Here is a 26459-nt window from a genome sequence, read left to right as displayed (position 1 = left end):
ACCCTCTACACCATCACCGACCGGGTGGCGGTGCTGGCCCAGAAAAAAGTGCTGGTGGCCGATGTCATCGACAAAGTGTCGGAAACCGACGATGCCTGGATCCATGAATACTTCCACGGCCCTCGCGGCCGCGCGGCCTTGACGGCCGCTACACAATTGAACGAGGTCTGACATGGAAACCCGAGCCCATCATGTATTGATCGGCCTGTTCACCGTGATCGTGGTGGTCGGCGCCCTGCTGTTTGGGTTGTGGCTGGCCAAGTCCAGCGTGGACAGCGAATTCAAGGATTACGAAGTGGTGTTCAACGAAGCGGTCAGCGGCTTGTCCAGAGGCAGCTCGGTGGAGTACAGCGGCATCAAGGTCGGAGACGTGGTCAATCTGCGCCTGGACCCGAATGACCCGCGCCGGGTACTGGCGCGGGTACGCTTGAGTGCTGAAACACCGGTCAAGCAGGACACCCAGGCCAAACTGGCACTGACCGGCATCACCGGCACCTCGATTATCCAACTCAGTGGCGGCACCCCCAACAGCCCGCCACTGACCGGGCACGATGGCGAGCCGCCAGTGATCATCGCAGCGCCCTCGCCCATCGCCCGCCTGCTGAACAACAGCGATGACCTGATGACCAGCATCAACCTGCTGCTGCATAACGCCAACGCGGTGTTTTCCTCGGACAATGTCCAGCGGTTGGGCAAGACCCTTGAACACTTGGAGCAAACCACCGGGGTCATCGCCGATCAACGCGGCGATATTCGCCAGGCCATGCAGCAACTGGCATCTGTCGGCAAACAGGCCAGCGCCACCCTGGAGCAGACTACGGCATTGATGCGCAGCGCCAATGGTCTGCTCAACGATCAGGGCAAAGAGGTCATGAGCAGCGCAGACCAGGCCATGCAATCGCTGGCCCGCAGCACCGCAACCCTCGACAAACTGCTCAACGACAATCGCGACGCGCTGAACAATGGCATGCAGGGGCTCAATGCCCTGTCGCCGGCGGTGCGGGAACTGCGCGACACCCTGAGCGCGCTGCGGGGTATTTCCCGGCGCCTGGATGCCAACCCCAGCGGCTATTTGCTGGGCAATGACAAGAACAAGGAATTCACGCCATGAAGCCGTTTGCTCGGTTCGTCCGCCCTATCCTCTTGCTGGCAGGATATGTCCTGGTGGGCGGTTGCTCGATTCTGCCCCAGGCCGAGCCCGCGGACGTCTATCGCTTACCCGCGACTCAGGCGCCCGCAGCCCCGGGCACGCCCGTGAAGTGGTCGTTGCGCCTGGCCAGCCCGCAGGCCAGCGAAGTGCTCAACAGCCCTAAAATCGCGGTCATTCCCCACGGCAATCTGTTGAGCAGCTACGCAGCCTCACGCTGGAGCGACCCGGCACCGGTGTTGCTGCGCAATCGCTTGCTCGATGGCTTCGCACAGGATGGACGTGTCGGGCTATTGAGTGTCGCCGACAGCAACTTGCAAACGGATTTGGAGTTGGGTGGCCAATTGCAGGCCTTCCAGACCGAATATCAAGGCGCGGGGGCCAGCGTGGTGATTCGCCTGGACGCATTGCTGGTGCGAGGATTTGACCAACGCATCCTTGCCAGTCATCGTTTTGAAGTCCGCCAGCCCTTGAGCGACGTGCAAGTGCCGGCAGTGGTGCAAGGTTTCGGCCAGGCCAGCGATCGACTGACCGCCGAGGTTGTGAACTGGACGGTAGAACAAGGCCAGCGCTTGGCGATACCCGCACGCCCCTAAAGGCCCGTGACTGCAATCCGGGCCTGTGGCAAGGGGATATGGTTCAGCCAAAGAACCAGTAGCAAACCCCGATCGCCGCCACGACGCCGCTGAACTCGGCCAGCAGCGCGCAGCCCACCGCATGCCGCGCCCGCTGGATACCCACGGCACCGAAATACACCGCCAGCACATAGAAGGTGGTTTCGGTGCTGCCCTGAATGGTCGCGGCCACCAGCGCGGGGAAGCTGTCCACGCCGGAAGTCTGCATGGTTTCGATCAGCATCGCCCGGGCGGCGCTGCCGGAGAATGGCTTGACCATGGCAGTCGGCAAGGCGTCGACGAAACGGGTGTCCCAGCCGGCCCACTGCACCAGGTGCCGGATGCCGTCCAGGCCGAAGTCCAGCGCACCCGAGGCCCGCAGCACGCCGACGGCGCATAACATGGCCACCAGGTATGGCAGCAACGTCTTGGCGACGTCAAAGCCCTCTTTGGCACCTTCAATGAAGGCTTCATAAACCTTGACCTTGCGCAGCGCGCCCACCACCAGAAACATCATGATCAAGCCGAACAGCGTCAGGTTGCCGAGAATCGAAGACAGCCCGGCCAGCGCCGTGGCTGAGAGCGTCGCCAGCAGCGCCATGAAACCGCCCAGTACCAACGCACCCGGAATCAGATAAGCCAGCACTACCGGGTCCCACAGGCGCAGGCGCTGCATGAACGCCACTGACAGCAGCCCCGCCAGGGTTGAGGCGCTGGTGGCGAGCAGGATCGGCAGGAATACCAGGGTCGGGTCCGGCGCCCCTTGCTGGGCGCGATACATGAAAATGGTCACCGGCAACAGCGTCAGCGATGAGGCGTTGAGCACCAGGAACAGGATTTGTGCATTGCTGGCGATGGTCGGGCTGGGGTTCAAGTCCTGCAGGGCTCGCATGGCCTTCAGGCCGATCGGGGTCGCCGCGTTATCCAGCCCCAGGCCGTTTGCCGCAAAGTTGAGGGTAATCAGGCCAATCGCCGGATGGCCCGCCGGCACCTCCGGCATCAGCCGCAAAAACAATGGCCCGAGCGCCTTGGCCAGCCAGTCGACAATACCGGCCTTTTCGGCGATCCGCAGAAACCCCAGCCACAGGGTCAAGGTGCCGAACAGCAGGACCATCACCTCCACCGACAGCTTGGCCATGGCGAAAATGCTTTCCACCATGGCGGCGAAGATCCCGGCGTTACCGCCGATCAGCCACTGCGCCAGCGCCGATACGGCTGCCACGATAAAGAAGCCAAGCCACAGGCCATTGAGCATCGGTTAAGTCCCCCGGAAGATGCCGCGAATGATAGCGGGGCTGGCAGAAACGACAAACCCCGGATTTCTCCGGGGTTTGTTTGGCGTTGCGCAGGGGCTACAAAAATCCTATGGCAGATCCTGTGGGAGCCGAGCTTGCTCGCGATGGGGCCGGATCAGTCAGCATTGATGTTGGCTGACACACCGCAATCGCGAGCAAGCTCGGCTCCCACAGGGATCATGCGCCTCAACGGCTGGCAGTTTCTCCCGCCGGCATCGGCTCTTTGCTGCGCCAGTGGGGCAGGGAATTCCAGTAGCGCTGGCCCTTGGCATCGTCGTACATGCCTTCCCAGCGGGAAATGACCAGCACGGCCAGGGCATTGCCGATCACGTTCAGCGCGGTGCGGGCCATGTCCATGATGCGGTCGACACCGGCAATGAACGCCAGACCTTCCAGCGGAATACCGACACTGCCGAGGGTCGCCAACAACACCACGAAAGAGACACCCGGTACGCCGGCGATGCCTTTGGAGGTCACCATCAAGGTCAGCACCAACAGCAATTGCTGGCTGATGGACAGATCGATGCCGTACAACTGAGCGATGAAAATCGCCGCGATGCTCTGGTAAAGGGTCGAACCGTCGAGGTTGAACGAATAACCGGTCGGCACCACGAAGCTGCAAATCGCCTTGGGTGCACCGTAGGCTTCCATCTTCTCGATCACGCGTGGCAACACGGTTTCGGAGCTGGCGGTGGAGTAGGCCAGCACCAGCTCATCCTTGAAGATGCGCATCAGTTTGACCACGGAGAAGCCGAACAGACGTGCAATCAACCCCAGCACCACGAAGGCGAAGAACGCGATGGCGACGTAAACCAGGATCACCAGCTTCGCCAATGGCAACAGCGAAGCGAAGCCGAAGTTGGCAACCGTCACCGCAATCAGGGCGAACACGCCGATCGGGGCGTATTGCATGATCATGTGGGTGACCTTGAACATGCTTTCCGAGACGCCCTGGAACATTTTCACCAGGGGGTCGCGCAGATCCGATTGCAGGCTGGACAGACCCAGGCCAAACAATACGGAGAAGAAAATGATCGGCAGCATCTCGCCACGCGCCACCGCCGCGAAGATGTTCGACGGGATCAGATTGAGAATGGTCTGGATGAACGCATGTTCATGCTGAACCTCGGCGGCCGTGGCCTGGTACTTGGAAATATCCACCGTACCCAAGGTGCTCATGTCGATGCCGCTGCCCGGCTGGAAGAAATTGGCCAACAGCAAACCGACGACGATGGCGACAGTGGTGACGATTTCGAAGTAGAGGATGGTCTTGAGGCCGATACGCCCGAGTTTCTTGGCGTCACCGACCCCGGCAATACCGACGATCAGCGAAGAAATCACGATCGGGATCACGATCATCTTGATCAGACGGATAAAGATATCGCCTGCCGGTTGCAGCACGTTGCTGATCCACCAGGCCTTCTCGGTACTGAAATGGTTGAGCAGCGCGCCAATTGCAATCCCGAGCACCAGACCGATGAGGATCTGCCAGGCGAGGCTTAGTCTTGCCTTCTTCATATCTTTACCCTTACTTCAGTTGGACTCGGGCAACTGCCACAAACCGAACCACCCGATGGCGATACGAATGCGTGCCGCTGCCCCCATATAAGGTCACCCCGAGTACGCGCCAAAGGCGCACTGGCAGGCGAAAAAAGGCGCAACTATTGCGATGCAAAGGAGGGGCGTCTAATGCCGTAAACGCCTACCCTATGCCGAATCGGCATGATGTCTTTAAAATAAAACGTGCGTACCCATCGGTTCGAATACGCCATTTCGGCAGGCAAAAATGCCGTGAACCGGCCATTTTCCGCGCAACGGGGTTTTTGTCCGGCGTCGCAAAAAGCGCTCAAAGGATGGAAGAATGAAGCACTCTCGAAAGAGCGGACCGGGCGGATAAATCTCCGATATACGGTCGGATGCGGGGGAGTGGAGCAGCGTGGAAAAACGATGGTGGTACGCAGGGGTGGGGCCGACGCCAGGATAGCCAACCGCTCTGGCATGAACTTTACAACGCACGAAGCTCCACGCAAGTTCGCCAGTCGTCATGACTGTGCGAACCTGCGTGGAAGCTTTTTCCTGACCCGGCCCTTTCGCAGGCACCCCTTGTGCCCGTAGGTCACTGCGCCCTTAGACGGGCAGAGCGTCCCGGCCCCCTGGTCATGCATCGGCCCTCTTCGGACTGTGCAGAGGAGAAAAACAACGTGCTTTTCTCGCTTTCAGAATCAGTACCAGTTCGGATCTTTCTTGAGTTGCTCCATTAACAGTTCTTGCATACCTTCATCAGGATTGCCGAGGAACCGGTAATCAGCATGACGTGTCGGCGACTTGTCGGCCGGAAGTCCGGCAGGGACTTCAACCAGCAATGCATAAGCCTCGTCCTTGTCGAAACTGAAAGCGACGAACAAGCGCTTGCTGCGGCATGTCGCCTGGGTTTCGCACAACGGACCGACGAGGTATTTGTCGCCATCTTCCTCGACAGCATTCATCTGCTGCGAATCGCCTGACAGGTTCATCACCCATTCCGGCAGGCGTTCTTCCTTTTTAACCACTTGCTGCCAAGTCTCGACATATTGCGGGTCGGCCTTGAGCAACTGATTGACCCGCATCTGTCCGTCGTTGGCAGCCATGGCCATGGTGCCGCCGCCCAGCAGCAGGGCAGCGACCAATCCTTTGAGTGCGACGCTCATGGTCAGCCTCGGCCGCGGCGGCCAAAGAAGAAGGAAGCGATGAACATCACCAGGAACACGACAAAGAGAATCTTGGCGATGCCCGTGGCGGTGCCTGCGATACCACCGAAGCCCAGTACTGCGGCGATGATGGCAATGATCAGGAAAGTAATTGCCCAGCTCAACATGGTGATTCTCCTTACGCTTTTCTATTTAGTTAGGGTCTTGCAGTGATGGTTCCGGCGCAGTGGACGACCGGTTCATCGAGTTAAAACACCCAGCGCTCCTGGTGGGGCATGCCGTTCACAGACTGATCGACTTCCATCATTCGCATCGAGGCGGAAATATCCGAGAGGCTGCTGACAGCGCTGAAATGAGTTTGCGGGGCGCGCTGAATTGACAACAGAGGCGCTTCAGGCTGTTGGCTCTGATGCCAAAGCATCAACTGCTGGCCAGCCACAAGCGTGATCAGCAGGGCCACTGCTGCCCACAAACCCTGCTGAACATGCAGGGCAGAGATTCGAAACTGAGCGGCACGTTGACGATTCATCCTGAAATTCCTCCCCACCCCGAGTGGTGACCTGGTTGAGGCGCCTTGACGCCACGTTGAGCTAACCATTGCACTCGGCATGCCAGAATTTTTGGCGATATAAATATCTTTAAAATCAATTAGTTATGGATGACTTGCGAGCCAGCCGGAGCGCATCCTGCACGATGGCCACGACAAAGGTCGTGCGTAATGCACGAACGGCGGAGATAGACGCGATAGAATCTTTTTGAATTGCCCGTCGGAAATAGATGTCGGAATGGGCAAGCCATACCGTACGAGGCGGCCGCGGGCGCAAAAAAGGGACCTAAATCAACCTTTTAGGAGTCAGACACTCGCAAGTACGTTGTCGGTGGGTAATATCCCCTCAGAAACGACCATGCAACTTGCCCGATTTTTCTGACACTAACCAACATCATTCATTAAAGGAGCGTAGGAAAAATGGAATCCGCCACTGAGCATCAAGGCCGCATTCTGCTGGTAGACGACGAGTCCGCCATCCTGCGTACATTCCGTTATTGCCTGGAAGACGAAGGCTACAGCGTCGCCACCGCCAACAGCGCCGCCCAGGCGGACACCCTGCTGCAGCGGCAGGTGTTTGACCTGTGTTTTCTGGACTTGCGCCTGGGAGAAGACAACGGCCTTGATGTCCTTGCGCAAATGCGCATCCAGGCACCCTGGATGCGGGTGGTGATTGTCACCGCCCACTCGGCGGTCGACACCGCCGTTGATGCGATCCAGGCGGGCGCCGCCGATTATCTGGTCAAGCCTTGCAGCCCCGATCAACTGCGCCTGGCGACCGCCAAACAGTTAGAGGTGCGCCAGTTATCGGCGCGACTGGAAGCCCTGGAAGGGGAAGTGCGCAAACCCAATGACGGCCTCGACTCCCACAGCCCGGCGATGAAAGTCGTGCTCGAAACCGCTCGCCAGGTCGCCAGCACTGACGCCAACATTCTGATCCTTGGCGAGTCCGGCACCGGTAAGGGCGAACTGGCCCGAGCCATCCATGGCTGGAGCAAACGCGCGAAGAAGTCCTGCGTCACGATCAACTGCCCGTCGTTGACCGCTGAATTGATGGAAAGCGAACTGTTCGGCCACAGCCGCGGTGCATTTACCGGTGCCAGTGAAAGCACGCTGGGACGGGTTAACCAGGCCGACGGTGGTACGCTTTTTCTCGACGAAATCGGCGATTTTCCCCTGACATTGCAGCCCAAGTTGCTGCGTTTCATTCAGGACAAGGAATACGAACGGGTCGGCGATCCGGTGACCCGTCGTGCCGATGTGCGGATCCTCGCGGCGACCAACCTCAACCTTGAGGACATGGTGCGCGACGGGCGCTTTCGCGAAGACCTGCTGTACCGCCTGAATGTGATTACCCTGCATCTGCCACCACTGCGCGAGCGGGCCGAAGACATTCTGACGTTGGCCGACCGCTTCCTGGCGCGCTTCGTCAAGGAATACGCCCGCCCGGCGCGCGGCTTCAGCGACGAGGCTCGTGAAGCGCTGCTAGGCTATCGCTGGCCTGGCAACATCCGGGAGCTGCGCAACGTGGTCGAGCGCGCCAGCATCATCTGCGCGCAGGAAAAAGTCGAAATCAGCCACTTGGGCATGGCCGAGCAACCCGTCAACAATGCACCGCGAATCGGGGCTGCGCTAAGCCTCGACGAATTGGAAAAGGCGCATATTGGCGCAGTGCTGGCCACGGCCGACACGCTGGATCAGGCCGCCAAGACTCTGGGAATCGATGCCTCCACGCTGTATCGCAAACGCAAGCAGTACAACCTGTGAGCGTCATCTTATGAAACTGGCGATGAAGCTGCGCACACGGCTGTTTCTGAGTATCTCGGCGCTGATTACCGTGGCATTGCTGGGGCTGTTGCTTGGCCTGGTCAGCGTGGTGCAGATGGCCAATACCCAAGAACAATCGGTGCGCGACAACTTCATCCTGCTCGACCTGGGCCTCAAGCTGCGTCAGACCCTGGGCGACCAGTTGATGATCATGCTCGATGAGAAGCCCGACCTGGTGGCACTGGAAGCATCCAAACGGCAATACTTCGAGTTGCTCGACGAGGGCATCGCCCACGAACAGGTGCTGGACGATTCAGCCGACAGCTTCAGCAGGGCCAAAGCCGATTACATCAGTTTTCTGGAGGCTTTTTCAGCCTCTCGCCAGCTACCGGCCCAACTGTCCGGTATCCAGAACCTCACCGAAAAATTCAACGTGCTGCGCACGGGCTTGATCGACGCGTATCGGCAGGCGCTGAACAACATCAGCGACACCCAGAACAAAGCTCGCGAGCGCGCGTTGCTGATTTCCGGATTACTGGGGCTGGTAGGGTTGGCAGTGCTGATCATCGGCTTCATCACAGCCCACGGTATCGCCCGACGTTTCGGGGCGCCGATCGAGGCGCTGGCGGCGGCGGCGGACAATATCGGCCAGGGCAACTTCGAGGTGACGCTGCCGATCTCCTCGGCCTCGGAACTGAACTTGCTGACCCGTCGTTTCGGCATCATGGCCCAGGCTCTGCGCGAGCATCAGGCCACCAACGTCGATGAGCTGCTCGCCGGCCAGCAACGCTTGCAAGCGGTACTCGACAGCATCGACGACGGCTTGCTGATGATCGATCGCCAGGGTCGCCTGGAGCACCTCAACCCGGTGGCCCAGCGTCAATTGGGCTGGGACGAGGAGCGCCTGGGCCAGGGATTGGGCGAGGCGCTGGAACGCAAGGATTTGGATGAGGAACTGCAACTGGTGCTGCGCGGGGGAACGCTGGAGCGGGCGCCGGACGACTTGAGCATCGAAGTGGATGGCGAGTCGCGGTTGCTGACGTATAGCCTCACCCCCGTCAGCCATACCCAGGGGCACATCCTCGGGGCGGTGATGGTGTTGCACGATGTCACCGAACAACGCGCTTTCGAACGGGTGCGCAGTGAGTTCGTGTTGCGCGCGTCCCATGAGCTGCGTACCCCAGTGACCGGCATGCACATGGCGTTCGGCCTGTTGCAGGAGCGCGTGCATTTTCCTGAGGAATCGCGCGAAGCCGATCTGCTCAACACCGTCAACGAAGAAATGCAGCGCCTGATGCAGCTCATCAATGACCTGCTGAACTTCTCCCGCTACCAGAACGGCCTGCAAAAGCTGACGCTGGCACCTTGTTCCATCGAAGAACTGCTGGAGTCGGCCCGGCTGCGGTTTGCCGCACAGGCCCAGGCCAAGGGCATCCAATTGCTCGTGGCGATCCAGGGACCCTTACCGCGCCTGCATGCCGACGCTGCGCAACTGGACCGGGTGCTGGATAACCTGATCGACAATGCCATGCGTCACACGGGCGACCACGGTCAGATCCGCCTGCAGGCCCGTCGCCACGGCGAGCGGGTGATCATCAGCGTCGAGGACAATGGTGAGGGCATTCCCTACGGCCAGCAGGGACGGATCTTCGAACCTTTCGTCCAGGTCGGTCGCAAGAAGGGCGGCGCAGGGCTGGGGCTGGCGCTGTGCAAGGAAATCGTCCAGCTCCACGGTGGGCGCATGGGCGTTTATTCACGGCCGGGGCAGGGCACCCAGTTCTATATGGCGCTGGCGGTCTGAGTCGGTTCAGGCCTCGTCGTCCATGCGTCGCCCCAACAGGCGCCGGCCGCGGGTAATCAGCTCGATCAACTGCACGGCACTGAGCGCATGGGCAAACAGCCAACCCTGCCCGAAAGTCACGCCTTCGCTGCTCAGGTAAGACGCCTGGGCTTCATGCTCGATGCCCTCGGCAATCACCTTGAGCTCTAACGCGTGGGCCATGCGGATAATATGCGGGGCCACACCGCTGCTGGCGGCATCGTGCCCCAGGGCGTCAATGAAGGCTTTGTCGATTTTCAAGCAGTCCACCGGCAAGGTTTGCAGATAGGCGAGGCTGCAATAGCCCGTGCCGAAATCATCGATCAACACCTGATGCCCGACATCGCGCAGCGATTGCAGATTATCCCGGGCGACCAGGACATCGACCAATCCGCGTTCGGTCACTTCAAAGGCTATCTGGTGCGCCGACACCCGATGCAACGCCAGCAGGCGGGCGATCACTTCGCCGATACGTGGCACCATGACGTCGCACGCTGCCAGGTTCACCGAGATGTAGAGCTGCGGATTGGCCCGCAGCAGCTGACCCAACTGGTCGAACAGGCGTTGCAGCACGAAGTCTGTGATCTGACGGATCTGCCCGGTGTTCTCTGCCATCGGAATGAACAGATCCGGGCTGGTGAGGGTGCCGTCCGGGCGCCGCCAGCGCAACAGGGCTTCAGCACCGACGCAATTGCGACTGCGCAGGTCGAAGATCGGCTGGTACAGCACCTGCAATTCCCCGCGCCGGATGGCCCCGTGCAGCTCGGCGTCCATCGATTGGCGCTGACGCGCCAGCAGGAATACCTGGAAACCAATCCCCAGGCCCAGCATCAGGCTGATGGGCAGCAACCACCAGGCGTTGGAGGGAATATTGAAACCATTGCGTTGAGCAATCAGCACCAGTTGATATTCCGGGCTGTCGGTCTGCATCCGATAGATCAGGCGGTTCTGCGTCACTTGCAATGCATTGCGGCTTTTCGAGGGCCAAGGCTCCGTGGGCGGCCAGTATTGATCGGTGCCCAGCACCGGTATCGCCCGCTCGCCATGATCGAGCACCACAAGCAGGCTACTGCCGGGGGGCAGGTCGACCACGTCGGTCAGATGCCCGCGGGAAGTCGCAACGCGAAAATTGCCACGCCCCAGCATCAATGCAGCACGGTTTTCATCCGGCTCGGTGGTGGTATTGAGCCAGTAGCTGTAGGTCGGGCCCCGGATGTCAGGCGGTCGGATCACCGATAACCCGCTGCGGCGTGGACGATTGGAACAAACCCCGCTGCTATCGATATACGCCGCTTCGTAGACGAAACGGTAGTTGAAGCTGACCTGCTGCAACGTCGCGATCATGTCGTCGTCGCATCTGCGCAACGGCTGGTTTTGCAGATCGTCGAGGCTTTCGCGCAACTGTCCGAAAAGCTGCTCGAGTCGCTGCAGAAAGCGCTCGCCCTGAGCATTCATCTGGTCGCTTTCGCGCTGCTGGATTTGCTGCATCACCACGAACAGACTGGCGCCCAGCAATAGCACGGTACTCAGGACAGCCGCCATCATCGCCAGGAGAAACGGGCGATGGAGCCAGCTTTGCAGGGTTTCGCGGGCAGGCGTCATCATTGGTAATCCGAAAGTTACCAATGAGTTATAGCTTCTGATTTGGATTTAGCCCTGACCGTCGGACGGGCGTCATTATTTTGTCTGGTTGAGCACCTGCAGGATAGCCGCACTTTGCGCATCCGGCATGCCGTCGAACCGGGTCGGCCGGAAGCGCATCTGGAAGGCAGCGAGCACATGATGAGTGGCCACATCCCATTCGCCGGTGCGGGGCGTCGGGTAACCGAAACGGGCCAGCTCGGCCTGGAACCAACTGGCGTTCGGTACCTGCGCCGCGAAAACCGCCTGCTGGCGGATTACCGCCTGCTCGTCTGGCCAAATCCCCACCCCAGCTTGCGCCAGGCGCTTCCAGGGAAACAGCGGCCCAGGGTCAAGCTTGCGCATCGGGGCAATATCGCTATGCCCAATGATGTTGCGCGGGTTGATCCCATTACGCTGGGAGATGTCCTTGAGCAAGGCGATCAACGCCTGGACCTGAGCTTCGCTGTAGGGATACCAGAGGCGCCCGGTGGGCGTATCGACGAAACCGGGATTGACGATCTCAATGCCGATGGAGCTGGAATTGAGCCAGGTCCGGCCATCCCATTCACTGTCTCCGGCGTGCCAGGCGCGCCGGCCTTCATCTACCAGCTTGTAGACGGTCGCGCTTTTATCATCGCCGATCAGGTAATGCGCACTGACTTCGCCGTGGGTGAGCAGAGCCAGGGACCGCTCCAGGGAAGCGGAAGTGTAATGCAGCACCACGAACTGGATACGGTTGTCATGATTGACTGAAGGGTGGCTGGTATCGAGCCTGGGGCCGCTGGCGCAACCGGCCAGAACCAGTAAGAAGGCAATGAGCGAAAAAAATTTCATGGCAGGTGCATTACGCGCTGGGGTAATGCAACAGTGTAACGTATCGCGTTGCGATGATCTGGCTCGTATAGCGGGATTCACAAAATGGAACAATTGCCTTCAGCCCCATTCCACTCGGTTGCGCCCGGCATTTTTGGCTCTATATAGCGCCTGATCGGCTCTTTTAAGCACCGAATCGCTGTGCTCCCCGCTTTTGAACGCGGTCATGCCCACGGACACGGTGATTGTGACCGGCTCACCCTTGAAGTGAAACGGGCAGGCCTCGATGGCTGCGCGCAGGGACTCGGCCAGTCTTGCCCCGGCCGCCAGCGGTGTGTCGGGCACCAGCAGGACAAATTCCTCACCGCCAAAGCGGGCGATGAAATCGCTGCCACGCAGACGTCTACGCAGCACCGAAGCGATGATCTTCAGCACCCGATCACCTGCCAGGTGGCCGTAGTTATCGTTGATGCGCTTGAAGTGATCCAGATCGAGCATGGCCAGCAGCAGACTGTTGCCGTGCCGCTGCCATTGGGCAACTTCCTGTTCGAGACGCTCGGACCAGGCGGCGCGGTTAGGCAGCCCGGTGAGCGGATCGATAAGCGCTTTTTGCCGCTGCTCTTCAAGATTATCCCGGACAACCTGGGCATCCTGCTCCATCAGCGCGACGCGCTCGGCCAGGCTTTTGAGGCGAGCCGACACTTCCTGCTCGCGCTGATCGCGCTGCTTCTGGTGCTGGTCCATCGTGCCAAGCAGGCCTTCAAGATGGTTCTCCAGCACTTGCTTGAGACCTTCCAGGTCATCAGCTTCCTGCACGCTGCTTTGCAAGCCATCCACCTGCTCGCGAATCTGCGTGTCCATTTCCCGGGAGGCCGACTGGTTATCGGCATGGTCTTCACTGGCTGCCCGTAAACTGCTCTGGAAGGACTCAAGCCGATCATTGAGGCGCTGCAGGTACGCTTCGAATTCATGTTGGCCGGTGTCGGTAATTGCCAGCATGAGTACGGCAAGATCGTCGAGAATGGGCAGTAATTCATACCAGTTCAAGCCATTTTGCAGCCGTTCGCGCATGGCCTCGGCCTGGGGACGGTGACGCTCGGGCAGGGTCAGATCGCCCAGCAGGCCCAACAGGGTGTCTTCTATATGCCTGGCCACCGAACTGTAGGACGGCTCCGGTGAGTCGGGCAGTTCATAATGGTCGTCCTCCGGCTCAGACGCTGCCGGCTCGACCGCGGCCGAGGGTTCGACGGGCTCTTCCGGGAGGGGCAGCGACTCGTCCAGCGCTTGCGGCGGCTCCTCGGGCATCAGCTCATCAGGGTTCCCAAGGGCGGGTACCGGCACCGCCTGTTCCGTGGGAATCGGTGCCGGCTCGGTTGCCTCCTCCTGCTCGGTAGCCTCATCTCGTTCCAGAGTCGGCTCGGCAGCTTCGGATACCGGCGACGGAGAGCGTTCTGGATCGGGATCGGGATCGACCATTGGCGGAATGAACGCGACCGTTTCAGGCGCTTCATCGACTGTTGCCGCGGGTCCGGCTAACACTGCCGGGGCTGGAACTGGAGTTATGGCAGGCGCAGCGTCAGTCGCTAACTGTGCCGGTGCCGGCGGTGTCGCTTCCAAAACCGTTACCGCGCTGCGCTGGGCAGGTTCGTGCGACGGAGGCGCCGCTTCTTCCTGGCCGTGGCCACCAAACAACCGTTGCAGCAGGCCGGGACGATTCGGTTCAGTGGGCGCTTCCAGCACACTCAGCGCCTGGCCCTGCAAGCTGCTCAGTTCACTGAGCAGCAAAGGAATCTCCCGAGCCTGGTCCACCCGGTCTTCCAACTGCTTGGAAAACTTTTTCAAGGGCCGGCTGACTTCCTTTGGCAGCGGCAAGGTTTGCAACTGAGCGACCAGGGAAGTCAATGCAGCGCTCACCTGTTCGACTCGAGTCTCGCGACGCTGCTCGGAATCAAGCACAGCTTTTTCCAGGCGGGGCAAAAGAGCGGCGAGGGCGGCATCCATGTCATCGCTGCGCACCACTTCGCGCATTTCTTTCATGCACTGATCGACCGCCCGGTCAGTGCCTTCGGCGGCCAGCGTACTGCGCACCAGGCCGCGACGCAGCAAGTCGAGCCGAGCCGCCCAGCGGCGCTCGAGCTTTTCTTGCTGTTCGATGCTCTTGAAGTACTTCTCTCTCCAGCGTTCGGCTTCGTCGCTCATTCATGGGATCCGCGAGGGGCAGGACTCAGTGCGGGGAATGCATCCGCCGTGAGCGAACCCGGCAGACGAATTTCGACCGCGACAGGCAGGTGGTCGGAAATGGGGTGAGCCAGCACCTCGAACCGTTCGAGGGTCAAGGTGGGGCTCAGCAGAATATGGTCCAGACAGCGCTGGGGGCGCCAGCTGGGGAATGTGGCTTCGAGTTGTGGGGCGAGCAGCCCAAGATCACGCAACGGCGAATTTTGCAGCAAGTCGTTGGCATGGGTATTCATGTCGCCCATCAATACCTGGTGCTTGTAGTCACCAATCAGCTCGCGGATGTAGGCCAGTTGCATCGTTCGGGTACGAGCCCCAAGGGCCAGGTGCATCATGACCACGATCAACGCCTCCGGACCTTCGCCAAAGCGCGCCAGGATCGCTCCGCGTCCCTTGGGACCGGGTAACGGGTGGTCTTCTATCGCCCACGGCCGCAGGCGGCTCAACACACCATTGCTGTGCTGGCCCAGGCGTCCGAGGTTGCGATTGAGTTGTTGGTACCAGTAGGGGAAAGCACCCAGTTGAGCCAGATGCTCCACCTGATTGACGTAGCCCGATCTCAGGCTCCCACCGTCGGCCTCTTGCAAGGCCACCAGGTCGAAATCTTTCAGTAGGTCGCCGATCTTCTGCAGGTTGACGGCGCGTCCGGTGTGCGGCAGCAAATGTTGCCAGCCACGGGTCAGGTAATGCCGGTAACGCTCTGTGCTGATGCCCACCTGAATATTGAAACTGAGCAGCCGCAGGCAGTTGTCGGCAGGCAGGCCCGTGGAGGCGATATGATGCTCATTGACCCGCGGTTCATGCAGGCCAACGACGCGTTCGGTGCTCCAGCGGGCCATGGTCAGCGCCGCGCTTAGTTGGCGGCGGCCTTGGTTGCCGCTCGCTCTTTGGCAATCAGCTGGTCGGCCAGCTCCAGCGCCTGGTTAGCACCACCGGCCGAACCGATATCAAAGCGGTATTTGCCGTTGACGACCATGGTGGGTACGCCAGTGATCTCGTATTTCTTGGCAAGTTCTTTGGCTTTGTTGATCTGGCCCTTGATGGCGAAGGAGTTGAACGTCGCCAGAAACTTGTCCTTGTCCACACCTTGGGTGGCGAGGAATTCAGCCATTTCTTCAGGATCGGTCAGACGCTTCTTCTCAACCTGGATCTCATTGAACACTGCAGCGTGAACCTTGTGCTCGACGCCCATGGCTTCGAGGGTCAGGAACATCTGGCCGTGGGCGTCCCATGGGCCGCCGAACATGGCCGGAATGCGTACGAAGTTAACGTCCGAAGGCAGTTTCTCGACCCATGGGTTGATGACCGGCTCGAACGCGTAGCAATGCGGGCAGCCGTACCAGAACAGTTCCACCACTTCGATCTTGCCAGGCACGGCCACCGGAACGGGATTGCTCAATTCGACGTAAGGGGCTTTCGATTCCTCGGCGTTGGCTTGGGCGGCCATGCCGAACAGGCTGACAGCGGCGAGCGCGGCGCTGATGATCAGATTACGCATGCTTTACTCCTGGACAATGAGGTGACCTCGCGAGGCGTGTTTTTCAGACAGGCCGTGACGGGTTCAAGTTCGCTAGTGTAACGGTAGCGGCCACAAAAAAGGGCGGCCAAAGCCACCCTTTTGATGTTCGCATCGACAGATTAATCGAGCGTTAACGTTGCAAGAGATGTAAACCCTCACAACGCCCGGCCAACGGTCTTAGTGCAGGCCCTGAATGTAACTGGCCACCGCCGCGATCTCTTCGTCGCTCAGCTTGCGGGCAATGGTGCGCATCATCGCCTCGCCATCATTGTTACGACCGTCTGCTTCCTTGCGGAAGTCAGTCAACTGCTTGGCAACGTACTGAGCGTGCTGGCCCCCAAGGTGCGGGAAGCCGGCCGCTGCGTTACCTTTGCCGTCAGGCGAGTGGCAACCGGTGCAAGCTGGAAGCCCCTTTTCCAGGTTGCCTCCGCGAAACAGCGCTTCACCACGTGCGACCAGTTTTGGATCGGCGGCGCCAACGCTGCCCTTCTGGCTGGCGAAATAAGCCGCCATGTCCGCCAGGTCCTGATCGTTCAGGTTGGTCAGCAGGCCGGTCATTTCCAGCACGACACGCTTGCCGTCCTTGATGTCCTTCAACTGCTTGGTCAGGTAACGCTCGCCCTGGCCCGCCAGTTTCGGAAAGTTTGGTGCCATGCTGTTGCCATCCGGACCATGGCAGGCCCCACATACGGCGGCTTTCGCCTGGCCGGCGGCGGCATCGCCAGCGGCATGGGCTACGCCGGATATCCCCAATGTCAACAGCAGACTCACGATCAGTTTGTTCATCAGCTAATCCAACTACGGCTAAGGGTTAAAGAGTTATGGACCGGGTTTACTCGCTCATCCACTGGATGATGGCTCGGTAATCCTCGGCACTGCAGTCCATGCACAAACCACGCGGCGGCATCGCCTTGAAACCCTGGGTCACGTGTTGCACCAGCGTCTCCATACCTTTCGCCAACCTCGGCGTCCAAGCTTCCTGATCACCCTTGCGGGGTGCCATGGGGAGTTGGCCGGAATGACAGGCACCACAAACACGGTTGTACACAGCTTCCGGATCCTGTGTAGCCTGAGCGCTGTAAAGCGGCATCAAGACACCGGCAGCTAGCAGCCATTTCGTCATAAAACGACCTTTTCAGGGTTGAGAGCGAGCTGCGTTCTAGTGCGCAATTTCAGTCGGTCGCTCCCGTGAGCTTCATCCTACGCTGGGACAAAGCGCACACAAAATCTGCGGCATTATATACTGGCGTCACTGAAACGGAAACGACACAGCTTGCCGCGTCCATTCCCGACGCCACCCACATCGGAAATCCCATGCAACTGAAGAACCCCATCCTCGGCCTGTGCCAACAGTCCACCTTCATGCTCAGCGCCGCCAAAGTCGATCAATGCCCCGACGATGAAGGCTTTGAAGTGGCTTTCGCCGGGCGTTCCAACGCCGGTAAATCCAGCGCACTGAACACCCTGACCCATGCAAGCCTGGCACGCACCTCGAAAACCCCGGGTCGCACGCAGCTCTTGAACTTCTTCAAGCTAGACGATGAACGCCGTTTGGTCGACCTGCCCGGTTACGGCTACGCCAAGGTGCCGATTCCGCTCAAGCAGCATTGGCAGCGCCATTTGGAAGCCTATCTGGGCAGCCGCGAGAGCCTCAAGGGGCTGATTTTGATGATGGACATCCGTCATCCAATGACCGACTTCGATCTGCTGATGCTCGACTGGGCTGTCGCCAGCGGTATGTCGATGCACATCCTGCTGACCAAGGCAGACAAGCTCACCTACGGCGCAGCCAAGAACACCCTGCTCAAAGTGCAGTCGGAAATCCGCAAGGGGTGGGGCGAGACGATCACCATCCAGTTGTTCTCGGCGCCCAAGCGCATGGGCCTGGAAGAGGCCTACACTGTATTGGCCGACTGGATGGAATTGGCAGACAAGGGCAGCGAAGAGGCGGAATAAGCCAAATCGCGGGCAAAAAAAACCCCGGACTTCGTATGGGGAGGGGGAAGTTCGGGGTCCAAGTTCCGGACCGCTAGGGCGGGGTCCAGATATCTGCCAACACTTAACACAACATAGGAGCATTGAAGGGCTTCACCAGCCTTTCAGAAACTCTGAGTAGCAATTCACGGTTTTAGTTCAGATTATTTTTGGAAATAACCTTAGGAATTTTCCGAACTAATGAGGCCAGGATTCGATTTGGCGAGGGGATTTCCCTCGCCACAGGGCCTACCATATCCCCCCCGACCCACACAGGTCCCCGCAATTTCGGCAGTTGAGACTCAGTGCGCCTCATCCCAGTTATTGCCCACGCCCACTTCCACCAGAAGCGGCACATCCAGCGTGGCGGCGGCGCTCATGTGCTGGCGAATTTCCTCGCGCACCTGGTCGACCAGATCCTCGCGCACCTCCAGCACCAATTCGTCGTGGACCTGCAGGATGACCTTGGCATCCAGCCCCGACGCACTCAGCCAGCGATCCACCGCCACCATGGCTTTCTTGATGATATCTGCCGCTGTGCCCTGCATCGGCGCGTTGATGGCCGTGCGTTCTGCGCCTTTGCGCAAAGCCGGATTTTTCGCGTTGATATCCGGCAGGTACAACCGACGACCGAAAATGGTTTCGACGTAACCTTGCTCAGCTGCCTGGGCACGGGTGCGCTCCATGTAGGCCAGTACGCCTGGGTAGCGGGCAAAGTAGCGGTCGATGTAAGCCTGGGACTGCTTGCGATCCACACCGATCTGCTTGGCCAGACCGAAAGCACTCATGCCGTAGATCAGGCCGAAGTTGATCGCCTTGGCGCTGCGGCGCTGGTCATGAGTGACGGCGTCCAGCTCTACGCCGAAAACCTCGGCGGCGGTGGCCCGGTGCACATCCAGATTATTGCGGAAGGCGTGGAGCAGGCCTTCATCCTTGGCCAGGTGCGCCATGATCCGCAGTTCGATCTGCGAGTAGTCCGCCGCCAGCAGCTTGTAGCCTTTCGGCGCAACGAATGCCTGACGAATCCTGCGGCCTTCGGCGGTGCGAATCGGAATGTTCTGCAGGTTGGGGTCGATCGAGGACAGTCGCCCGGTAGCGGCGACCGCTTGCTGATAATTGGTATGGACGCGGCCCGTGCGGCTGTTGATCTGCTCTGGCAGGCGGTCGGTGTAGGTGCTCTTGAGCTTGCTCAGCGAGCGGTACTGCATCAATACCTTGGGCAGCGGATAATCCTGCTCGGCCAGCTCGGCCAGCACCGCTTCGGCGGTAGACGCCTGGCCCTTGGCGGTTTTGCTGAGCACCGGTAAGCCAAGTTTTTCGTAGAGGATCACCCCCAGTTGCTTGGGTGAACCCAGGTTGAATTCCTCCCCGGCGATGGCAAATGCCTCGCGTTCCAGAGCCACCAGCTTCTCGCCCAACTCAACGCTCTGCACCCCCAGCAGGTTGGCATCGACCAGCGCACCCTGGCGCTCAATGCGTGCCAGGACCGGCATCAGCGGCATTTCGATTTCGTTGAGCACCTTGCCCAGACTTGGCGTGGCAGCCAGTTTTTCCTGCAAGGCCTGGTGCAGGCGGAAAGTCACGTCCGCGTCTTCGGCGGCGTAAGGGCCGGCCAGCTCCAGGGCAATCTGGTCAAAGGTCAGCTGTTTGACGCCTTTGCCGGCGATGTCCTGGATATCGGTCTTGCTTTGTCCCAGGTACTTGAGCGCCAGGCTGTCCATGTCGTGACGGGTTGCTGTGGAGTCCAGTACGTAGGACTCAAGCATGGTGTCGAAGGCAATGCCTTGCACAAGAATGCCGTTGTTTTGATCACCACCGATGGCGCAGTTGGCCAGGATGTTGGTTTCGAATTTGGCATGCTGGCCGACCTTGAGCTTGTTCGGGTTCTCCAGCAATGGCTTGAGCGCCTTGAGCACCGTGTCGCGATCCAGTTGCTCCGGCACGCCCATGTAGGAATGGGTCAAGGGAACGTAGGCCGCCTCAAAGGGCGCGACGGCAAACGACAACCCTACGAGTTGCGCATGCTGGGCGTCGTTACCATTGGTTTCGGTGACGAAAGCAAACAGCGGCGCCTGTTCAAGCTTGGCGAGCCAGGCGTCGAAACGTGCCTGGTCGAGAATGATCTCGTACTTGGCCTCAGCGGCGCCGGGTTGTTCGTCGGCAGCTTCGACGATCTCCTGACCGGCACGCTTGGCATCGCGCTGGTTTTCTTCGAACCAGCTCTTGAACTCCAGCAGGGTATACAGCTCGGCGAGTTTCTCGTGATCCGGCTGGCCCATTTGCAGGTCGTCGAGACCGACATCCAACGGCACGTCGGTCTTGATGGTCGCCAGCTCGTAGGAGAGGAGGGCCATTTCCTTGTGTTCTTCGAGTTTGGCGGCCAGGGTCTTGGCGCCACGAATCGGCAAGGTGGCGACGATCTCCAGTTGCGCATACAGCTCGGTCAGGCCGCCATTGACGCCCACCAGCAGGCCCGAGGCGGTCTTCGGACCGATGCCCGGAACACCGGGAATGTTGTCGGAAGAATCGCCCATCAATGCCAGATAATCGATGATCTGCTCCGGAGCGACGCCAAACTTCTCCTTCACGCCAGCCACGTCCAGGGCGCTACCGGTCATGGTGTTGACCAAGGTAATGTGCCCGTCGACCAGTTGCGCCATGTCTTTGTCGCCGGTGGAGATCACCACCGGCCGGTCGGCTGCGGCGCTGCTGCGGGCCAGGGTGCCGATCACGTCATCGGCTTCGACGTTGTCCACGCACAGCAGCGGGAAGCCCAGGGCCTTGACGCTGGCATGCAGCGGCTCAATCTGCACGCGCATGTCGTCGGGCATGCTGGGGCGGTTGGCCTTGTATTCGGCGTACAGCTCATCGCGAAAGGTCCCACCCTTGGCATCGAACACCACGGCGAACGGGCTGTCCGGATACTGTTTGCGCAGGCTCTTGAGCATGTTCAGCACGCCCTTGACCGCGCCTGTCGGCAGGCCTTTGGAGGTGGTCAGCGGTGGTAGCGCGTGAAAGGCGCGATAAAGATAAGAAGAACCGTCCACCAGGACGAGGGGGGCTTGGCTCATGAGCAGGATCAACCTTTTCGGCGGGTCCGGGGCTAGAATAGCGGGACCGTTGACGACAAAGGGACAAGGTTATCATGCGTACACTAAATCGCCTGTTACTGGCTGGCTTGTTTGCAATCACCCCGCTGGCCGTCATGGCGGCGGACGACGCCCCCTCGGCGGACCCGGATGTCACCATCCGCACCGAAGGCGATAGGACCATTCAGGAGTACCGGCAAAACGGCTTTCTGTACGCGATCAAGGTCACGCCCAAGAACGGCAAGCCTTATTTCCTGGTCCGTGCCGATGGCAGCGACGGGAATTTCATCCGCTCGGATCAGCCGGATATGCTGATTCCATCGTGGAAAATCTTTGAGTGGTAATACCGCTCTCGACTTCAACCGGCGCTCGCTGATGGGCGCCCGTACTGGCAGTTTTTAACCATGTCTGTGTTCACTCCCCTGGCTCGGCCCGAGCTGGAAACCTTTCTCGCCCCTTATGGGCTCGGCCGCCTGCTTGATTTCCAGGGGATCGCCGCCGGCAGCGAAAACACCAATTTTTTTATCAGCCTGGAGCAGGGTGAATTTGTCCTGACCCTGGTGGAACGCGGCCCGGTGCAGGAAATGCCGTTCTTCATCGAGCTGTTGGATGTGCTGCATGACGCCGACCTGCCGGTGCCTTACGCCTTGCGTACCACCGACGGCATTGCGCTGCGAGAACTGGCTGGCAAGCCGGCGCTGCTGCAACCGCGCCTGGCCGGCAAGCACATCAAGCAGGCCAACGCACAGCATTGCGCCCAGGTGGGGGAGTTGCTGGCCCATCTGCACCTGGCGACCAAGGACAACATGATCAAGCGCAAGACCGATCGCGGCCTGGACTGGATGCAGGAGGAGGGCGCGAAGCTGTTGTCGCACCTGGATACCGAACCCCGCCGGTTGCTGGAGGCTGCGCTGGATGAAATCGCCCAACAGAAGGTAAAAATTCTGGCGCTGCCCCGGGCCAACATCCACGCGGACCTGTTCCGCGACAATGCGATGTTCGAGGGCACACACCTGACCGGGCTGATCGACTTCTATAACGCCTGCTCCGGGCCAATGCTGTATGACGTTGCCATCGCCCTGAACGACTGGTGTTCGGATGACAACGGTGTGCTCGATGGCCCACGGACGCGGGCCTTGTTGGGGGCTTATGCGGCGCTGCGCCCATTCACGGCCGCCGAGGCCGAGTCATGGCCGACGATGCTGCGCGTGGCATGCGTGCGCTTCTGGCTGTCACGGTTGATCGCCGCCGAGTCTTTTGCCGGGCAGGATGTACTGATCCACGATCCGATGGAGTTTCAGCAGCGCCTGGCGCAGCGGCAGACGGTCAGTGCGATGTTGCCGTTCGCCCTCTGACGCAACTGAATGCCTCTGTGGCGAGGGAGCTTGCTCCCGCTGGGGTGCGTGCGCAGCAGCCCTAAGATTTTGCGGTCGCTGCGCAACCGAGCGGGAGCAAGCTCCCTCGCCACAGGGTTTGCGCTCGGCAGTTATAGCGACTCCAGGCACCCCGCCAGATCATTCCCCAACTTCTCCAGCAACTGCTCATACCCTTGCGCCGTCGCAGGGGTATAGCCGCCCAGCGCATCCAGCTCCGCCAATTTCACCGGTAACCCGGCCACCAGGGTTTCGGCCAGGCGCGGGCGCAGGGGCGGTTCGCTGAAGACGCACGTCTTGCCCACGGCCTGCAAGCGATTGCGCATCGCCGCCACGTGTTGGGCGCCGGGCTGGACTTCGGTGGCCACGGCAAAAACTCCGGCGTGCTTGAGGCCGTAGTGGTCTTCGAAATAGTCGAACGCTTCGTGGAACACGAAATACGGCTTGCCCGCGACGCTGGCCAGACGGGTCTTCAAACGCGCATCCAGCGCATCGAGACGCTGGTTGAAACCCTTGAGGTTGCTTTGATAGCGGCTGGCATTAGCCGGATCGGCCGCGCTCAGGTCGGCAGCCATCTTGGCGGCAATCACCCGGGCATTGGTTGGCGAGAGCCACAGATGGGCATCGATGGTACCGGGGCGATGGTCGTGATCATGCTCATCGGCGCCATGCTCATCTTCGGCGTGGGAATGACTGTCCTGGGCGAAGTGACGCAACTTGAGCCCCGGCACATCCTGCACCGCGACGGACGGCAACGTACGACCGTTCAGCACGCGCGGCAGGAAACTTTCCATGTCGGGGCCAATCCAGTAGAGCAAATCCACCGACTGCACCTTCCGTACGTCGGAAGGCCGCAGGGCGTAATGGTGAGGTGAAGCGCCGGGCGGCAGCAGGACCTCAGGAACCGCCACGCCGTCCTGCACCGCGGCGGCAATCAGTTGCAATGGCTTGATGCTGGTAAGCACTTTGACTTCGGCCTGGGCCGGGCCGATCAGCAGAAAACTGGCGACAAAAGCGACAAAGATCGAAAAATTTCGGGACACGATGACCACTCGAAGAGGCGAGAACGGGTAACATAATAACGTCTCTCACTAAAATCGTCGCTGCCCATGCCTATTACGCCCCTTGCCAGTCGTCCCCATGACCATTCTCACTGCGTGCACACCGCGCTGTCCGAGGCCGACGCCATCTGCGCGCGCCAAGGGCTGCGCCTGACCGCTTTGCGTCGACGCGTGCTGGAGCTGGTCTGGCAAAGCCACAAGCCGCTGGGCGCCTACGACATACTCGCGGTGCTCAGTGAGCAGGACGGCCGCCGCGCCGCGCCGCCCACGGTTTATCGGGCGCTGGATTTCTTGCTGGAAAACGGCCTGGTGCATCGCATCTCGTCGTTGAATGCCTTTGTTGGCTGCAATCATCCGGAACACGCGCACCAGGGCCAGTTCCTGATCTGTCGCGAATGCCACGCCGCTATCGAGCTGGAGCAGAAGTCCATCAGCGATGCCATCGTTGCCAGCGCCAAAGAAGTGGGTTTCGTGGTTGATACCCAGACCGTCGAAGTGGTCGGGCTCTGCTCCGGTTGCCAGGGGGCCTGATGAGCAATGCGTTGATCCGTCTCGAGCACGTAGGCGTGACGTTCGCCGGCCAGAGCGTGCTGGATAATATTCACCTGAGCGTCGAGCCGGGGCAGATCGTCACCCTGATCGGCCCCAACGGCGCCGGCAAGACGACCCTGGTGCGTGCCGTGCTGGGGTTGCTCAAACCCGACAGCGGCAGCGTCTGGCGCAAGCCGAAGCTGCGGGTCGGTTACATGCCGCAAAAGCTTCATGTCGACCCGACGCTGCCCCTGTCGGTACTGCGCTTCTTGCGCCTGGTGCCTGGCGTGGATCGCGCACGGGCCCTGGCGGCGCTCAACGAAGTCGGTGCCGAACAGGTGATCGACAGTCCGGTACAAAGTGTTTCCGGCGGTGAAATGCAGCGCGTGTTGCTGGCTCGCGCTCTGCTGCGCGAACCCGAGTTGCTGGTGCTCGACGAGCCCGTGCAAGGGGTCGACGTGACCGGTCAGGCCGAGCTGTACAGCCTGATCACCCGCCTGCGCGACCGTCACCGCTGCGGCGTGCTGATGGTTTCCCATGACCTTCACCTGGTCATGAGCACCACTGACCAGGTGGTCTGCCTCAATCGCCACGTCTGCTGTTCCGGGCATCCCGAGCAGGTCAGCGGCGATCCGGCATTCGTCGAACTGTTCGGAAAGAACGCACAAAGCCTGGCGATTTATCACCACCATCACGACCACGCCCATGACCTGCATGGTTCGGTGGTCAGCGACTCGTCTGTTACTACCCATGTTCATGGAGATGGCTGCAAGCATGGCTGATTTTCTGTTGTACGCCCTGCTCGCAGGCTTGGCCCTCGCGATGGTGGCCGGCCCCCTGGGCTCGTTCGTGGTCTGGCGGCGCATGGCCTATTTCGGCGATACCTTGTCCCACGCGGCCTTGCTGGGCGTGGCCCTGGGCTTTTTGCTGGACGTCAGCCCCGCAGTGGCGGTGACCGTCGGCTGCCTGTTGCTGGCGGTGCTGCTGGTGACGCTGCAACAGCGTCAACCGCTGGCGTCCGACACGCTGCTGGGCATTCTGGCGCCCAGCACCCTGTCTCTCGGGCTGGTGGTACTAAGCTTCATGCATGACGTGCGGATTGATCTGATGGCCTACCTGTTTGGTGATCTGCTTGCCATCAGCCCCATGGATCTTTCGTGGATCCTGGGTGGCAGCGCGGCCGTCCTGCTGCTGCTGGTAGCGCTCTGGCGCCCGTTGCTGGCGGTTACTGTGCATGAGGAACTGGCGCGGGTCGAAGGCTTGCCCGTGGTGGGTTTGCGGCTGGCGTTGATGCTGTTGATTGCGGTGGTCATTGCCGTGGCGATGAAAATCGTCGGTGTATTGCTGATTACTTCTTTGCTGATTATCCCGGCAGCCGCAGCACAGCGGCACGCCCGCTCCCCGGAGCAGATGGCCCTGGGCGCGAGCCTGCTGGGCATGCTCGCAGTATGCGGCGGGCTGGCGCTATCGTGGTTCAAGGACACCCCGGCCGGGCCGTCGATTGTGGTCAGCGCCGCCGCGCTATTTCTGCTGAGTTTTGTCCTGCCCCGCCGAGGGGTGTAGACTTGCTCGCTTTTTGCGCAAATAGAGAGTCGCAGGAATGAAGCCGTTCGCCTCCCGTTATCTGCTCCTTGTCGCATTTTCCCTGCTGCTGGGCGCCTGCCAGAGTTCGCCGCCAGTCGCCGAAGCCCCCGACACCCGGGGCCCGGCCCTCGTGCAGTTTGAACAAAGTCTGGCCGGCAATGAGCTGGCCACTGCTGAAGACCAACTGGCCGCCTTGCAGGCCCAGTCGCCGGAAGACCCGGCGCTGGAACCCTACCAACGGCAACTGGCCGAGGCGTATCTGCGCCGCAGCCAAATTGACCTGCAAAAAGGCGATGTAAACGCCGCCGCCACCGCCCTGAGCCGAGCCCGAGCCTTGATGCCCAAGGCGCCGGCGCTCTCCGGTGAGGTCAACAGCGCCATTGCCGAGGCCCGCAAGGTCGAGCTGGAAAAAGCCGAGGCCGCCCTCAAGGCCGCCGAAGCCAAACCGGTCGCCAAAGTGATCGACCCGAGTGCTGAAAGCACGACAGTTGCGCTGAATATCGGCGATATCCAGAAAATGCGTCGACAACTGGATGCCATTGCCGCCGACGTGGTGAATTTTCAATGTGACGTCAGCATCCAGGCGCCGCGCACCGACGATTATCCGTGGTTGGCGACTTTGCTGACCAAGCGGGTCAAGAAACTGGACCCGGGGTTTGATTTGAAACTGCAGAAGCAGATTCTGCGCAACGTGCCGGCGCAAATGGTGCTGACACCGCGCAATCCCTAAAAAGCATCGCGAGCAGGCTCGCTCCCACATGAGGCTTTGTGATCGACACAA

Annotated in this window: 25 protein-coding genes and 1 pseudogene; 12 read left to right on the top strand and 14 right to left on the bottom strand. The window is 60.4% G+C overall.

Features of this window, described 5'->3' with window-relative positions:
* The 3 genes and pseudogenes from GSM73_RS26720 to GSM73_RS02485 form a co-directional block, all read left to right on the top strand.
* Positions 1-171, top strand: a pseudogene (locus tag GSM73_RS26720) (ABC transporter ATP-binding protein); the annotation flags it as partial.
* 1 nt (position 172) lies between these two features.
* Positions 173-1111: an MlaD family protein gene (locus GSM73_RS02490; protein ID WP_047229799.1), complete on the top strand. Its 939-nt coding sequence runs from the start codon at positions 173-175 to the stop codon at positions 1109-1111.
* A complete protein-coding gene (locus GSM73_RS02485) occupies positions 1108-1743 on the top strand; it encodes an ABC-type transport auxiliary lipoprotein family protein (protein ID WP_160891464.1) in 636 nt (211 codons plus the stop codon). The genes GSM73_RS02490 and GSM73_RS02485 overlap by 4 nt, the downstream gene beginning before the upstream one ends.
* A gap of 43 nt (positions 1744-1786) precedes the next feature.
* Here the strand turns inward: GSM73_RS02485 and GSM73_RS02480 are convergent, their stop codons facing one another.
* The 5 genes from GSM73_RS02480 to GSM73_RS02460 form a co-directional block, all read right to left on the bottom strand.
* Positions 1787-3016, bottom strand: a complete 1230-nt coding sequence (locus GSM73_RS02480; protein WP_160891462.1) for a nucleoside recognition domain-containing protein — start codon at positions 3014-3016, stop codon at positions 1787-1789.
* Positions 3017-3242: 226 nt separating this feature from the next.
* Positions 3243-4574, bottom strand: a complete 1332-nt coding sequence (gene gltP, locus GSM73_RS02475) for a glutamate/aspartate:proton symporter GltP (protein WP_047229796.1) — start codon at positions 4572-4574, stop codon at positions 3243-3245.
* 704 nt (positions 4575-5278) lie between these two features.
* Positions 5279-5743, bottom strand: coding sequence for an inhibitor of vertebrate lysozyme family protein (locus tag GSM73_RS02470; protein ID WP_047229795.1), 465 nt, complete (start codon positions 5741-5743; stop codon positions 5279-5281).
* Positions 5744-5745: 2 nt separating this feature from the next.
* Positions 5746-5910 (bottom strand): DUF1328 domain-containing protein, encoded by a 165-nt coding sequence (locus GSM73_RS02465; protein ID WP_003177151.1) that lies wholly within the window; start codon positions 5908-5910, stop codon positions 5746-5748.
* Positions 5911-5990: 80 nt separating this feature from the next.
* Complete coding sequence (locus GSM73_RS02460; protein ID WP_047229794.1) at positions 5991-6272, bottom strand: hypothetical protein; 282 nt, start codon at positions 6270-6272, stop codon at positions 5991-5993.
* 438 nt (positions 6273-6710) lie between these two features.
* Between GSM73_RS02460 and algB the strand changes: the two genes are divergently transcribed.
* Together algB and GSM73_RS02450 are read left to right on the top strand one after the other, a co-directional pair.
* Positions 6711-8057, top strand: coding sequence for a sigma-54-dependent response regulator transcription factor AlgB (gene algB / locus GSM73_RS02455; protein ID WP_047229793.1), 1347 nt, complete (start codon positions 6711-6713; stop codon positions 8055-8057).
* A gap of 10 nt (positions 8058-8067) precedes the next feature.
* Positions 8068-9858 carry an ATP-binding protein gene (locus GSM73_RS02450; RefSeq protein WP_139048721.1) on the top strand — a complete coding sequence of 597 codons (1791 nt, stop codon included), beginning with the start codon at positions 8068-8070 and terminating at the stop codon, positions 9856-9858.
* Between the two features lie 6 nt (positions 9859-9864).
* Here the strand turns inward: GSM73_RS02450 and GSM73_RS02445 are convergent, their stop codons facing one another.
* The 7 genes from GSM73_RS02445 to GSM73_RS02415 form a co-directional block, all read right to left on the bottom strand.
* Positions 9865-11478, bottom strand: a complete 1614-nt coding sequence (locus GSM73_RS02445; protein WP_160891507.1) for an EAL domain-containing protein — start codon at positions 11476-11478, stop codon at positions 9865-9867.
* A gap of 75 nt (positions 11479-11553) precedes the next feature.
* Positions 11554-12333 carry an N-acetylmuramoyl-L-alanine amidase gene (locus GSM73_RS02440; protein WP_047229791.1) on the bottom strand — a complete coding sequence of 260 codons (780 nt, stop codon included), beginning with the start codon at positions 12331-12333 and terminating at the stop codon, positions 11554-11556.
* Positions 12334-12432: 99 nt separating this feature from the next.
* Positions 12433-14511, bottom strand: a complete 2079-nt coding sequence (locus tag GSM73_RS02435; protein ID WP_076383147.1) for a GGDEF domain-containing protein — start codon at positions 14509-14511, stop codon at positions 12433-12435.
* A complete protein-coding gene (locus GSM73_RS02430) occupies positions 14508-15386 on the bottom strand; it encodes an endonuclease/exonuclease/phosphatase family protein (protein ID WP_047229789.1) in 879 nt (292 codons plus the stop codon). Before GSM73_RS02430 ends, GSM73_RS02435 begins: the two co-directional genes overlap by 4 nt.
* A 14-nt stretch (positions 15387-15400) precedes the next feature.
* A complete protein-coding gene (locus tag GSM73_RS02425) occupies positions 15401-16045 on the bottom strand; it encodes a thiol:disulfide interchange protein DsbA/DsbL (protein ID WP_047229788.1) in 645 nt (214 codons plus the stop codon).
* Positions 16046-16243: 198 nt separating this feature from the next.
* A complete protein-coding gene (locus GSM73_RS02420; RefSeq protein ID WP_160891461.1) occupies positions 16244-16852 on the bottom strand; it encodes a cytochrome c in 609 nt (202 codons plus the stop codon).
* 46 nt (positions 16853-16898) lie between these two features.
* A complete protein-coding gene (locus GSM73_RS02415; protein ID WP_003196231.1) occupies positions 16899-17189 on the bottom strand; it encodes a cytochrome c5 family protein in 291 nt (96 codons plus the stop codon).
* A gap of 191 nt (positions 17190-17380) precedes the next feature.
* Between GSM73_RS02415 and yihA the strand changes: the two genes are divergently transcribed.
* A complete protein-coding gene (yihA, locus tag GSM73_RS02410) occupies positions 17381-18022 on the top strand; it encodes a ribosome biogenesis GTP-binding protein YihA/YsxC (RefSeq protein WP_160891460.1) in 642 nt (213 codons plus the stop codon).
* Between the two features lie 320 nt (positions 18023-18342).
* Here the strand turns inward: yihA and polA are convergent, their stop codons facing one another.
* Positions 18343-21111: a DNA polymerase I gene (polA, locus tag GSM73_RS02405; protein ID WP_160891459.1), complete on the bottom strand. Its 2769-nt coding sequence runs from the start codon at positions 21109-21111 to the stop codon at positions 18343-18345.
* Between the two features lie 74 nt (positions 21112-21185).
* On the opposite strand from polA, the gene GSM73_RS02400 reads away from it, so the two are divergent.
* Entirely contained in the window at positions 21186-21473 is a 288-nt protein-coding gene (locus GSM73_RS02400; RefSeq protein WP_047229784.1) for a DUF2782 domain-containing protein, read from the top strand.
* 60 nt (positions 21474-21533) lie between these two features.
* Positions 21534-22484 carry a homoserine kinase gene (locus tag GSM73_RS02395; protein WP_047229783.1) on the top strand — a complete coding sequence of 317 codons (951 nt, stop codon included), beginning with the start codon at positions 21534-21536 and terminating at the stop codon, positions 22482-22484.
* Between the two features lie 131 nt (positions 22485-22615).
* Here GSM73_RS02395 and znuA read toward each other — a convergent pair whose 3' ends face one another.
* On the bottom strand, positions 22616-23545 hold the full coding sequence (znuA, locus tag GSM73_RS02390) for a zinc ABC transporter substrate-binding protein ZnuA (RefSeq protein WP_160891457.1): 930 nt from the start codon (positions 23543-23545) through the stop codon (positions 22616-22618).
* Between the two features lie 66 nt (positions 23546-23611).
* Here znuA and zur point away from each other — a divergent pair, with 66 nt between their 5' ends.
* From zur to GSM73_RS02370, 4 genes are read left to right on the top strand one after another with little or no spacing between them, the layout of a single operon-like run.
* Positions 23612-24094, top strand: a complete 483-nt coding sequence (gene zur / locus GSM73_RS02385) for a zinc uptake transcriptional repressor Zur (protein ID WP_047229782.1) — start codon at positions 23612-23614, stop codon at positions 24092-24094.
* Positions 24094-24876, top strand: coding sequence for a zinc ABC transporter ATP-binding protein ZnuC (gene znuC, locus GSM73_RS02380; RefSeq protein WP_160891455.1), 783 nt, complete (start codon positions 24094-24096; stop codon positions 24874-24876). Before zur ends, znuC begins: the two co-directional genes overlap by 1 nt.
* Entirely contained in the window at positions 24869-25657 is a 789-nt protein-coding gene (znuB, locus tag GSM73_RS02375) for a zinc ABC transporter permease subunit ZnuB (RefSeq protein ID WP_047229780.1), read from the top strand. The genes znuC and znuB overlap by 8 nt, the downstream gene beginning before the upstream one ends.
* Before the next feature lie 37 nt (positions 25658-25694).
* Entirely contained in the window at positions 25695-26408 is a 714-nt protein-coding gene (locus GSM73_RS02370) for a PA5502 family lipoprotein (protein ID WP_160891453.1), read from the top strand.
* Positions 26409-26459 lie beyond the last annotated feature (51 nt).

Source organism: Pseudomonas sp. PICF6, assembly GCF_009831705.1.
Lineage (GTDB): Bacteria > Pseudomonadota > Gammaproteobacteria > Pseudomonadales > Pseudomonadaceae > Aquipseudomonas > Aquipseudomonas rhizophila.
The sequence above is the reverse complement of the archived record's forward strand: the minus strand, read 5'-3'. Positions and strand labels throughout refer to the sequence as shown.

What these genes read in the sequence shown, in the direction of transcription:
- GSM73_RS02490 (WP_047229799.1), top strand. Translation starts at nt 173, where the DNA reads ATGGAAACCCGAGCCCATCATGTATTGATCGGCCTGTTCACCGTGATC.
- GSM73_RS02485 (WP_160891464.1), top strand. Translation starts at nt 1,108, where the DNA reads ATGAAGCCGTTTGCTCGGTTCGTCCGCCCTATCCTCTTGCTGGCAGGA.
- GSM73_RS02480 (WP_160891462.1), bottom strand. Translation starts at nt 3,016, where the DNA reads ATGCTCAATGGCCTGTGGCTTGGCTTCTTTATCGTGGCAGCCGTATCG.
- gltP (WP_047229796.1), bottom strand. Translation starts at nt 4,574, where the DNA reads ATGAAGAAGGCAAGACTAAGCCTCGCCTGGCAGATCCTCATCGGTCTG.
- GSM73_RS02470 (WP_047229795.1), bottom strand. Translation starts at nt 5,743, where the DNA reads ATGAGCGTCGCACTCAAAGGATTGGTCGCTGCCCTGCTGCTGGGCGGC.
- GSM73_RS02465 (WP_003177151.1), bottom strand. Translation starts at nt 5,910, where the DNA reads ATGTTGAGCTGGGCAATTACTTTCCTGATCATTGCCATCATCGCCGCA.
- GSM73_RS02460 (WP_047229794.1), bottom strand. Translation starts at nt 6,272, where the DNA reads ATGAATCGTCAACGTGCCGCTCAGTTTCGAATCTCTGCCCTGCATGTT.
- algB (WP_047229793.1), top strand. Translation starts at nt 6,711, where the DNA reads ATGGAATCCGCCACTGAGCATCAAGGCCGCATTCTGCTGGTAGACGAC.
- GSM73_RS02450 (WP_139048721.1), top strand. Translation starts at nt 8,068, where the DNA reads ATGAAACTGGCGATGAAGCTGCGCACACGGCTGTTTCTGAGTATCTCG.
- GSM73_RS02445 (WP_160891507.1), bottom strand. Translation starts at nt 11,478, where the DNA reads ATGACGCCTGCCCGCGAAACCCTGCAAAGCTGGCTCCATCGCCCGTTT.
- GSM73_RS02440 (WP_047229791.1), bottom strand. Translation starts at nt 12,333, where the DNA reads ATGAAATTTTTTTCGCTCATTGCCTTCTTACTGGTTCTGGCCGGTTGC.
- GSM73_RS02435 (WP_076383147.1), bottom strand. Translation starts at nt 14,511, where the DNA reads ATGAGCGACGAAGCCGAACGCTGGAGAGAGAAGTACTTCAAGAGCATC.
- GSM73_RS02430 (WP_047229789.1), bottom strand. Translation starts at nt 15,386, where the DNA reads ATGGCCCGCTGGAGCACCGAACGCGTCGTTGGCCTGCATGAACCGCGG.
- GSM73_RS02425 (WP_047229788.1), bottom strand. Translation starts at nt 16,045, where the DNA reads ATGCGTAATCTGATCATCAGCGCCGCGCTCGCCGCTGTCAGCCTGTTC.
- GSM73_RS02420 (WP_160891461.1), bottom strand. Translation starts at nt 16,852, where the DNA reads ATGAACAAACTGATCGTGAGTCTGCTGTTGACATTGGGGATATCCGGC.
- GSM73_RS02415 (WP_003196231.1), bottom strand. Translation starts at nt 17,189, where the DNA reads ATGACGAAATGGCTGCTAGCTGCCGGTGTCTTGATGCCGCTTTACAGC.
- yihA (WP_160891460.1), top strand. Translation starts at nt 17,381, where the DNA reads ATGCAACTGAAGAACCCCATCCTCGGCCTGTGCCAACAGTCCACCTTC.
- polA (WP_160891459.1), bottom strand. Translation starts at nt 21,111, where the DNA reads ATGAGCCAAGCCCCCCTCGTCCTGGTGGACGGTTCTTCTTATCTTTAT.
- GSM73_RS02400 (WP_047229784.1), top strand. Translation starts at nt 21,186, where the DNA reads ATGCGTACACTAAATCGCCTGTTACTGGCTGGCTTGTTTGCAATCACC.
- GSM73_RS02395 (WP_047229783.1), top strand. Translation starts at nt 21,534, where the DNA reads ATGTCTGTGTTCACTCCCCTGGCTCGGCCCGAGCTGGAAACCTTTCTC.
- zur (WP_047229782.1), top strand. Translation starts at nt 23,612, where the DNA reads ATGCCTATTACGCCCCTTGCCAGTCGTCCCCATGACCATTCTCACTGC.
- znuC (WP_160891455.1), top strand. Translation starts at nt 24,094, where the DNA reads ATGAGCAATGCGTTGATCCGTCTCGAGCACGTAGGCGTGACGTTCGCC.
- znuB (WP_047229780.1), top strand. Translation starts at nt 24,869, where the DNA reads ATGGCTGATTTTCTGTTGTACGCCCTGCTCGCAGGCTTGGCCCTCGCG.
- GSM73_RS02370 (WP_160891453.1), top strand. Translation starts at nt 25,695, where the DNA reads ATGAAGCCGTTCGCCTCCCGTTATCTGCTCCTTGTCGCATTTTCCCTG.